Origin of the sequence: Clavibacter lycopersici, assembly GCF_003576405.1 — a bacterium.
Taxonomy (GTDB): Bacteria; Actinomycetota; Actinomycetes; order Actinomycetales; family Microbacteriaceae; genus Clavibacter; species Clavibacter lycopersici.
In genome coordinates this window covers 1-3,195 of sequence record NZ_QWGT01000281.1, presented here as the reverse complement: position 1 = coordinate 3,195, position 3,195 = coordinate 1, and the positions used below count along the sequence as shown (strand labels likewise).

Sequence of the window (3,195 nt, the reverse complement as noted above, 5' to 3'; positions counted from 1 at the left end):
AGCGCGGATCCGCTGCCGTCGGGCGCCGACGCCACCGCCGGGCAGCTGATCGCCTGGCTCCGCGGGGCGCACCGGCTGGGCCCGGCGGACCTGCCGGGTTGAGCGCGCGTCCCGCTGGCCACGAACCCATCGCACGTCGCGCCGGTCCCACGGCGTGTCGTCCGCTGGGCGCCCCTAACCTGGGGCGTCCCCCGGACCCCGGGACGAGTCGGTGCGTCCTCGTCGCCGACACCGTGCGCGCCCGTCTCGGCGCCGTGATCCGTTCCGGTCGTCGTCGCCCGTCGGATCCGGCCCCATCGCGGGCGCTCGACCCCGGGAGCCCCATGCGGCCGCTGTCCGATCTCCTCCTCGCCGCCTCCGCGCTCCCCGGCAGGACGGCGCGCGTGGCCGAGTCGCTGTACCGCCGCGTCGACGCGGAGGACGGCATCGTCCCCGCCGATGCGGCGCACGGCCTGGTCGGCGGGCCGGATCCCGAGCGCATCGTCGTCATCGGCGAGAGCGGCATGATCAGCCTCGGCGTGCGCACCCACGGCATCTCGCTGACCGCCTGCCTGGCCCGGCAGCACGCGTCGCGGACCGGGCGGGGTGTCGTGTGGTCGAGCGCGATCCTGGCGGGGTCGCGGATCCGCGACGCGCCCGCGGCGATCGCCGGGCTCGCGCCGGTACTCGCGCGGGCCGACGCCGTCGTGCTGCTCGTCGGGGTCAGCGACGTGCTCCGCGTCACCGCGGTGGCGGACTGGGGGCGGCACCTCGGCGAGGCCCTCGCGGACCTCCGCGGCCACCTGCCGGCGGGGACGTGGATCCTCGTGGCCGCCCTCCCGCCCCTCGACCACGCGGGCGGCCTCTCGCCCCGGGCCCGGCGCGGCGCGGGACGGCACGGACGCGTCCTGGACCAGCGGACGCGCGAGGTCGTGGCGAGGGTCCCGAACGCCGCCGCGATCGCGTTCCCGGCGGAGCTCATGTGCGCGCCGTGGCAGCCCGCGTCCGAGGAGACCGCGTACCGGGAGACGTACCGGATCTGGGGCGTCGACCTCGCCCGCGCGCTCGGCATCGCGCGCGCCGGGTGCGCGGCGGGCTGACCAGGCGGGCTGATCCAGCGGGCTGGCTCTGCGGATCGGCACCGGGGTTGTCGCCCGACGTGAGGTTAGGCTAACCTCACCTATCGTGACCTCCCCCGCCTCGACCGCCCCGATCACGCGCGCCGTGGATCCGGATCCGACGCGGTCGCCCGACGCGACGCCCGTGGCATCCGCCCTCGAGGCCCGCGGCATCACGGTCGCGTACGGCGACACGGAGGTCGTGCACGGCGCCGGGCTGGAGATCCGGCCGGGCTGCGTCACGGTGCTCGTCGGCCCGAACGGCAGCGGGAAGTCGACGCTGCTGCGGACGATGGCGCGGCTGCAGGCGGCGCGCTCCGGATCGCTCGTGCTGCGCGACGAGAGCGGCGACGCCGCCGACGCCGACCGCGAGTCCGACGCCCTCGACCTCTCCCTCCGCCGCTTCGCCCGCCGCGTCGCGCTCCTCACGCAGGGCCGCTCCACGCCCGGCGGGCTGAGCGTCCGCGACGTCGTCGAGTTCGGCCGCTACCCGCACCGCGGCCGCTTCGGCGGGGCGGATCCCGACGGCCGCGCGGCCGTGGATCGCGCGCTGGACCTCACCGGCCTCGACGCCCTCGCCGACCGCGGCGTCGACCAGCTCTCCGGCGGCCAGCTCCAGCGCGTCTGGCTCGCCAGCTGCCTCGCGCAGGAGACCGGCGTGCTGCTCCTCGACGAGCCCACCACCTACCTCGACCTCCGCTACCAGGTGGAGCTCCTCGACCTGGTGCGCGACCTCGCCGACGACGGGCGCATCGCCGTCGGCGTCGTCCTCCACGACCTCGATCAGGCCGCCGCGCTCGCCGACACCGTCGCGCTGCTCTCGGACGGCCGGATCGTGAAGACCGGCACCCCAACCGAGGTGCTGACCCCCGACCTCCTCACCGAGGTCTACGGCATCCCCGTCGAGGTCCACGCGGACCCGACGACGGGCAGCCTGCGCACCCGCGCGGTCGCCCGCCACCACCACAGGAACGAGAGGCTCCACCCGTGATCACGAGACGACGAACCCTGGCGATGACCGCCCTCGCCGCCGCGACAGCGCTCACGCTGACCGCATGCGGCACCACCGAGGAGGCATCCACGGGCGCCGGATCCACCCCGAGCGGCGAGGCCATCACGCTCACCGACGGCACCGGCGCGGAGGTCACGCTCGACGGGCCCGCGACCAAGGTCGTCGGCACCGAGTGGAACGTCGTGGAGAACCTCGTGTCGCTGGGCGTGGATCCGGTGGGCGTCGCCGACGTCGAGGGCTACAGCGCCTGGTCGTCGGCCGTGCCGCTCGTGAACGAGCCCGCCGACATCGGCACGCGCGGCGAGCCGAGCGTGGAGACCATCGCGTCGCTCGCACCCGACCTCATCGTGGCGACCACGGACCTCCCGGCCGACGCCGTGGAGCAGCTCAAGGCGATCGCGCCGGTGCTGCAGATCAACTCGGCCGACGGCTCGAAGCAGATCCAGCAGAGCGAGGACAACCTCGAGCTCATCGCGAAGGCGACGGGCACCGAGGACAAGGCGACCGAGGTCATCGACGCCTACGACCAGGCCGTCACGGACGCGAAGGCGAAGCTCGACGCGGCCGGCCTCGCGGGATCCGAGTTCCTCTTCGCGGACGCGTACGTGGACGCCGGCGCGGTCAGCATCCGCCCGTTCGGCACGGGCTCGCTCATCGGCGACGTGACCACCGAGCTCGGCCTCGAGAACGCGTGGACGGGCGAGGTCGACCCCGCGTACGGCCTCGGATCCACCGACGTCGAGGGCCTCACGACCATCGGCGACGTGCAGTTCCTCTACAACTCCAACTCCACGCAGGGCGACGACCCGTTCGCCACGACGCTCGCGGGCAACGCCGTCTGGCAGTCCCTGCCGTTCGTGACGGCCGGCGACGTGCACCGCATGCCCGACGGCATCTGGGCGTTCGGCGGCCCGGCGTCGATGACGGCGTACGCGAAGGCCGTCTCCGACCTGCTCGCCGGCTGACCCGCACCCCGTCGATGACCGCCCCCGTCCGCACCGCGCCCCCGCCGGCCGACGCGCCTCCCGCGCCTGTCGGCGGGGCGTCGATCCCGGATCCCGTCCCGTCGCTCGCCGCCGTCGCGCG

3 protein-coding genes are annotated in these 3,195 nt (G+C 75.3%); all 3 read left to right on the top strand.

The features are described from left to right. Positions 1-323 precede the first annotated feature (323 nt). Positions 324-1,079 carry an SGNH/GDSL hydrolase family protein gene (locus DZG00_RS13880; protein ID WP_119455739.1) on the top strand — a complete coding sequence of 252 codons (756 nt, stop codon included), beginning with the start codon at positions 324-326 and terminating at the stop codon, positions 1,077-1,079. Between the two features lie 85 nt (positions 1,080-1,164). Then, the gene (locus DZG00_RS13875; protein ID WP_119455738.1) at positions 1,165-2,088 is read left to right on the top strand and encodes an ABC transporter ATP-binding protein; all 924 of its coding nucleotides are present in this window, start codon (positions 1,165-1,167) and stop codon (positions 2,086-2,088) included. Continuing rightward, positions 2,085-3,074 carry an iron-siderophore ABC transporter substrate-binding protein gene (locus tag DZG00_RS13870; RefSeq protein ID WP_119383215.1) on the top strand — a complete coding sequence of 330 codons (990 nt, stop codon included), beginning with the start codon at positions 2,085-2,087 and terminating at the stop codon, positions 3,072-3,074. Before DZG00_RS13875 ends, DZG00_RS13870 begins: the two co-directional genes overlap by 4 nt. Positions 3,075-3,195 lie beyond the last annotated feature (121 nt).

Bases quoted from the DNA above. Each gene is read 5' to 3' on its own strand.
- DZG00_RS13880 (WP_119455739.1), top strand. From the start codon at position 324: ATGCGGCCGCTGTCCGATCTCCTCCTCGCCGCCTCCGCGCTCCCCGGC.